This is a genomic window from Achromobacter sp. 2789STDY5608615 (assembly GCF_001298995.1).
GTDB classification, from domain to species: Bacteria; Pseudomonadota; Gammaproteobacteria; order Burkholderiales; family Burkholderiaceae_B; genus Achromobacter; species Achromobacter insuavis.
The window spans coordinates 1-5,828 of sequence record NZ_CYTY01000023.1; the positions used below are offsets into that span (position 1 = coordinate 1).

General features: G+C 68.1%; 5 protein-coding genes. 1 reads left to right on the forward strand and 4 read right to left on the reverse strand.

All coding sequences use genetic code 11. The annotated features are described in order from the left end of the window. Positions 1-91 precede the first annotated feature (91 nt). Positions 92-1,051, reverse strand: coding sequence for a LysR family transcriptional regulator (locus AOZ49_RS19600; RefSeq protein ID WP_054477260.1), 960 nt, complete (start codon positions 1,049-1,051; stop codon positions 92-94). Positions 1,052-1,273: 222 nt separating this feature from the next. On the opposite strand from AOZ49_RS19600, the gene AOZ49_RS19605 reads away from it, so the two are divergent. After that, positions 1,274-2,209, forward strand: coding sequence for a glycosyltransferase family 2 protein (locus AOZ49_RS19605; RefSeq protein ID WP_054477262.1), 936 nt, complete (start codon positions 1,274-1,276; stop codon positions 2,207-2,209). Positions 2,210-2,246: 37 nt separating this feature from the next. On the opposite strand, the gene AOZ49_RS19610 is transcribed toward AOZ49_RS19605, so the two are convergent. The 3 genes from AOZ49_RS19610 to AOZ49_RS19620 are packed head-to-tail and all read right to left on the reverse strand — an operon-like array spanning position 2,247 to position 5,820. After that, on the reverse strand, positions 2,247-2,990 hold the full coding sequence (locus AOZ49_RS19610; protein ID WP_054477264.1) for an ABC transporter ATP-binding protein: 744 nt from the start codon (positions 2,988-2,990) through the stop codon (positions 2,247-2,249). Continuing rightward, entirely contained in the window at positions 2,990-4,783 is a 1,794-nt protein-coding gene (locus AOZ49_RS19615) for a branched-chain amino acid ABC transporter ATP-binding protein/permease (RefSeq protein ID WP_054477267.1), read from the reverse strand. Before AOZ49_RS19615 ends, AOZ49_RS19610 begins: the two co-directional genes overlap by 1 nt. Then, a complete protein-coding gene (locus AOZ49_RS19620; RefSeq protein ID WP_054477268.1) occupies positions 4,780-5,820 on the reverse strand; it encodes a branched-chain amino acid ABC transporter permease in 1,041 nt (346 codons plus the stop codon). The genes AOZ49_RS19615 and AOZ49_RS19620 overlap by 4 nt, the downstream gene beginning before the upstream one ends. Between the last annotated feature and the right edge of the window lie 8 nt (positions 5,821-5,828).

The following is a 5,828-nucleotide window of genomic DNA, read 5'->3' on the forward strand; positions in this document are numbered from 1 at the left end:
GAGCGAACGCTCCGGACCGCAATCGTAGCCCCGCCATCCCCCACCGACCCCGCCACGCGCGCCTAAAGCACCCACTCCGCCCCAAAAAAAACTACTCAGCCGGCCCCAACTTAGGCCGAATAAAATCCATAAACGCCCGAGTCTTAGCCGGCTGAATACTCGACGGATACACCACGTAGATCGAAATAGGATCCACCGACCACCCCGGCAACACCCGCCGTAGCGAGTTCCGCTTGATGATCGGATCCAGCGCCTGGCAATGCGGCATCCGCGTGATCGCCAGATCCAGCCCCGCCAGCGTCCCCGCGATGCTCATGTTGTTCGCCGCCAGGTGTCCGCTCACCGGCACCTGTTCGCTCACCCGCCCGTTATGCAGCGTCCAGTGCGAATGGGCGTCGTCGATCGTCGTGCGCAGGCATTGATGCTGCGTCAGGTCCGACGGCGTCTTCGGTTCCCCGAAACGTTCCAGATAGCGGTCCGAGGCGTAAAGATAGTTGTCCAGCGACACCAGCTCCTGCACCACCGCGCCGTCGCTGCGGGGCGCCGGCGCGGCGCCGTTGCCGTTGTCCGCGCTGGCCACCGGATAGTCGCTGTTGCGGCCGAATCGCAGCACGATGTCGAACGGCGCGCCCTGGGCGTCCGAGGCCGTCATCATGCTCAGGTCGAACTCGCACTCCACCTCGGGATAGCGGTCCGTGAAATCGTTGATCGTTTCCGGCAGCAGCCAGATCGCCAGGCTGTAGGGCATCGACACCCGCAGATTGCCCGAGGGGCCGCCCGACAGCGCCTGCAGCTGTTCGTGCGCCAGGCGGGCCTCGTCGATCAGGCCCTGGCAGCGGCTCATGTAGGCCGCGCCGGCTTCCGTCAGGTCGAGGCGGCGGGTGTTGCGGTTGATGAGGCGCAGGCCGATCGCGCGTTCCAGCTCATTGATGCGGCGCGACAGCGTCGAGGTCGGCATGTTCAGCGCCCGGGCGGCCAGGCTGAAGCTCTTGCGCTTGGCAACTTCTACAAACAGGGCGATGTCGTTGAGCTGGACGGTCGGGGCTTCCATAGGCGTTCCGGTGTGGGCCGCCCGAGTTTACGCCACTCCGGCGCCCGTCCCAACGCCGGCGCGGTGGATGGGAATCAGTCCGGGAATCCGCACCTTGTCAGATTTGATTGCAAATTTGCATGCCGTGGCATCAGTTGCCGTGGGCATATCCCCTACACTTCAGGCGAAACACCATACCAAGACCGCAGCGGTTATCCGGAATCGCCAAGGGGCCCAGTTCGCATGATCGATACGCCGACGTTCTTCACCGTCCTGACGCCCACCTACAACCGGGCGGGGACGTTGCACAGGGTGTACGAATCGCTATCCCGCCAGACATTCCGGGATTTCGAGTGGGTGATCGTGGACGATGGGTCCACCGACAACACCCACGAAGCGGTGCTCGACTGGCAGCAGCGGGCCCCTTTCCCCATCCGCTACATCTGGCAGAACAACCAGCACAAGAAAACCGCCTTCAACCGCGGGGTGCGCGAAGCGCATGGCCAGTTGATCGTGGCGCTCGACAGCGACGACGAGATGCCGCCCGAGGCGCTGGCGACGTTCAAGGCGGCCTGGGAGGCGATTCCGCCGGCGCGGCGCGATTCCTACGTGGCGGTGACCGGCCTGTGCGCCCGGCCCGACGGCAGCATCGTCGGCGACCGCTATCCGCAGGACGTGTTCGACAGCACGGCGGTGGACGTCTATTTCCGCTACCGCATCAAGGGCGAGAAATTCGGTTGCATGCGCACCGACGTCCTCAGGAAGTATCCCTTTCCGGAAAACGTGGCGGGCTTCGTGCCCGAGAGCCTGGTGTGGTGGGCGATCGCGCGGGCCGGCTACCTCAGCCGCTTCATCAACCAGGTGGTGCGCACCTATCACGACACCCCGGGCGGGCTGACCCGGGGCGCGACGTCGGTGGCCAACAATGCCCAGGGCCTGTACCTGCTGGCCTGGGACATGCTGCAGCACCACCTGGAATTCTTCCGCTTCCGGCCGCGTGAATTCATCATGGCCGCGGCGCGCTACACCCGTTTCCGGCTGCATCTGAAGCACTCCGGCGTGCCGACGGCGCTGCAGGCCTATCGCCTGACCAATCCGTGGGCGCGGGTGATGGTGGGGGCGATGTGGCCGCTGGGCTACGCGCTGTACCGCCGCGACCGGCGGCGCGGCGTGGCCTGAGCGCCGGCCGGGCGGTCGCCACGGCCGTCCGGCGATGCTACGCCGTTGCCGGCGCGGCGTGGCCCAGCCCCAGATAGACCTCGACCACGCGCGGGTCCTCGGCGACCTGGGCGGCGGGGCCTTCCAGCGTGACGCTGCCGGTCTCCAGCACGTAGGCGTAATCGGCCACCTGCAGCGCGGCGCGGGCGTTCTGCTCGATCAGCAGGATCGACACGCCCATGCCGCGCAGCTGTTCGACGATGCGGAACACTTCGCGCACGATGCGCGGCGCCAGGCCCAGGCTGGGTTCGTCCAGCATCAGGAGGCGCGGCTTGGCCATCAGCGCGCGGCCCACGGCCAGCATCTGGCGTTCGCCGCCGGACAGCGTGCCCGACAGCTGCGCGCGGCGTTCGCGCAGGCGCGGGAACAAGTCGTAGACCTCGGCCAGCGTCTGGTCCTGGTCGCGCAGGCCGCGACGGAAGTGGTCGAAGGCGCCCAGCATCAGGTTGTCCTCCACCGACATCTCGGCGAACAGCTCGCGCTTTTCCGGCACCAGGTTCATGCCGGCCGCCACCATTTCCTCGATCTCGGCGTGTTCCTGGCGCTTACCGCCGAACACGATCTCGCCGCGCGAGGGCAGCACGCCCATGATGGCCGACAGCAGGGTGGTCTTGCCGGCGCCGTTGGGGCCGATGACGGTGACGATCTTGCCCTCGTCCACCGACAGGCTGACGCCCGAGACCGCCTCGACCTTGTCGTAGGCCACGCGCAGGTCGCGCACTTCCAGCAGTTTCGCGCTCATCATTCCACTCCGCCCAGATAGGCTTCCAGCACCGCGGGGTTGTGCTGGATCTCCGCCGGCAGGCCCTCGGCGATCTTTTCGCCGAAGTCCATCACCACCACGCGATCCACCAGGCCCATCACGAAATCCATGTCGTGCTCGACCAGCAGGATTGCCATGCCCTCGGCCCGCAGCTTCTTGAGCAGTTCGGCCAGTTCGCGCTTTTCCTGGTAGCGCAGGCCGGCGGCCGGTTCGTCCAGCAGCAGGATGCAGGGATCCGACGCCAGCGCCCGCGCGATCTCCAGGATGCGCTGCTGCCCCAGCGCCAGCGAGCCGGCCTCGTCGTGCAGGTGTTTGCCCAGGCCGACGCGCTCGACCTGGCGCGCGGCCTCGGCCAGCAGGCGGGCCTCCTCGGTGCGGTCCAGGCGCCAGGCGGCCGGCAGCACGCCGCGATGGCCGCGCAGGTGGGCGCCGATGGCGACGTTCTCCAGCACGCTCATGCGGCCCAGCAGGCGCACGTGCTGGAAGGTGCGCGACAGGCCCAGGCGGGCGATCCGGCGCGCGCCGGCGCCGGCCACTTGCTGGCCCAGCAGCGTGACCTGGCCGGAGGTGGGCGTGTCCACGCCCGAGATCTGGTTGAACATGGTGCTCTTGCCGGCGCCATTGGGGCCGATCAGCGCCAGGATCTCGCCGGCGCGGATCTCCAGGTTCATGGCGTTGTTGGCGACCAGGCCGCCGAACTTGCGGGTCACGTCGACCGCCTTCAGCACCACCTCGCCGCGCGGCGGCATCGGCTTGCGCGGCAGCGGCTCGGCCTGGGCGTCGATCTGCCGCTGGCGCTTGCGCACCGGCACGCAGCGCGCCAGCACCGGCCACAGGCCGCCGCGGAAGCGGTGCAGCAGCAGCACCATGCCGAAGCCGAACACGATCACTTCGAAGTTGCCGGTCTGGCCCAGCAGCTTGGGCAGCCAGTCCTGCAGCCATTGCTTGAGCACCGTGAACACGCCGGCGCCCACCAGCGCGCCCCACACCTGGCCGGCGCCGCCGATGACGGTCATGAACAGGTATTCGATGCCCATCTGCAGGCCGAACGGGTTCGGATTGACGAAGCGCTGCATGTGCGCGTACAGCCAGCCCGAGGCGCAGGCCTGCAGCGCGGCGATGATGAAGATCACCATGCGCGAGCGGGCCGTGTCCACGCCCATCGACTCGGCCATGACACGGCCGCCCTTGAGGGCGCGGATGGCGCGGCCCTCGCGCGAATCGAGCAGATTGCTGGTCGACCACATGGCCACCAGCAGGAAGGCCCAGATCAGGTAGTAGATCTCATCGCCCTGCGTCAGCGCCCAGCCGAACAGGTGGATGGCCGGCACGTCGGGGATGCCGGTGTGGCCGCCCAGGCCTTCGACCGAGCCGAAGGCGAAGTACAGCGACAGGCCCCAGGCGATGGTGCCCAGCGGCAGGAAGTGGCCGGACAGCTTGAGCGTGATGGCGCCCAGCAGGTAGGCCACCACCAGCGTCAGCAACAGGCCGGCCAGCAGCGTCAGCCAGGGCGAGGCGCCGAGCCACGCCAGCCAGGCGGGCAGGGCGTCGGCGCGGGTGGTGAGCAGCGCGGTGGTGTAGGCGCCGATGCCGACGAAGGCGGCCTGGCCGAAGCTGGTCAGGCCGCCGACGCCGGTCAGCAGCACCAGCCCCAGCGCCACCATGGCGTACAGGCCGATGTAGTTCAGCAGCGTGACGTAGAACGGCGGCAACGCCAGCGGCGCGGCCGCCAGCAGCGCCAGGAACACGAGGACGAGGTGGCGCGGGGTCATTCTTCTTCTTCCTCGACGTGGTGGCTTTTCAGGGAGCGCCAGAGCAGCACGGGGATGATCAGCGTGAAGACGATGATCTCCTTGTAGGCGCTGGCCCAGAACGAGGAGAAGGCCTCGATCAGGCCGACCAGCACGGCGCCGGCGGCGGCCAGCGGATAGCTCACCAGGCCGCCGATGATGGCGCCGACGAAGCCCTTCAGGCTGACCATGAAGCCGGAATCGAAATACATGGTGGTGATGGGTGCGATCAGGATGCCCGAGACGGTGCCGATCAGCGCCGCCAGGAAGAACGTGGCCTTGCCGGCGAACACCGGCGATATGCCCATCAGGCGCGCGCCGAGCCGGTTGAAGGCGGCGGCGCGCAGCGCCTTGCCGTACATCGAGCGCTCGAAGAACTGGTACAGCACCACGATCAGCAGCGCCGACACCGCCACCACCCACAGCGCCTGGCTGTTGACGTTGACCGGACCCAGCGCCAGGCTGGCGTCGCTGAACGGCGCGGTGCGCGCGCCCTCGGCGCCGAAGGCCAGCAGGCCCAGGCCGACCAGCGCCAGGTGTACGGCGATCGACACGATCAGCAGCACCAGCGTCGAGGCCGAGGCGATCGGCTGGTAGAACAGGCGGTACAGCTGCGGGCCCATCGGCACCACCAGCAGCAGCGTCAGCAGCGCCTGCACGGCCATCGGCAACTGCGCCAGCGGCAGGCGGTAGAACAGCGCGGCCAGCAGCATGGGATACGCCACCTTGGCGATGATGCGCCACAGCGGCGCGCGGCGTCCCGGCCGCCTGGCGCGCGCCATCAGGTCGGCCACGGCCTCGGCCAGCGCGAACGCCAGCAGCAGCCACACCAGCAGCACCGGCTTGCCGGCCTGCAGCGCGGCCATGGTGAGCGCGCCGAAGGCGACGAACTCGCCCTGGGGGATGAACAGCACGCGGGTAACGGTAAAGACCAGCAGGATGGACAAGGCCAGCAGCGCGTAGATGGCGCCGTTGGTGATGCCATCCTGCCCGAGTATCAGGGCGATCTGAGCATTCATCGGTACTT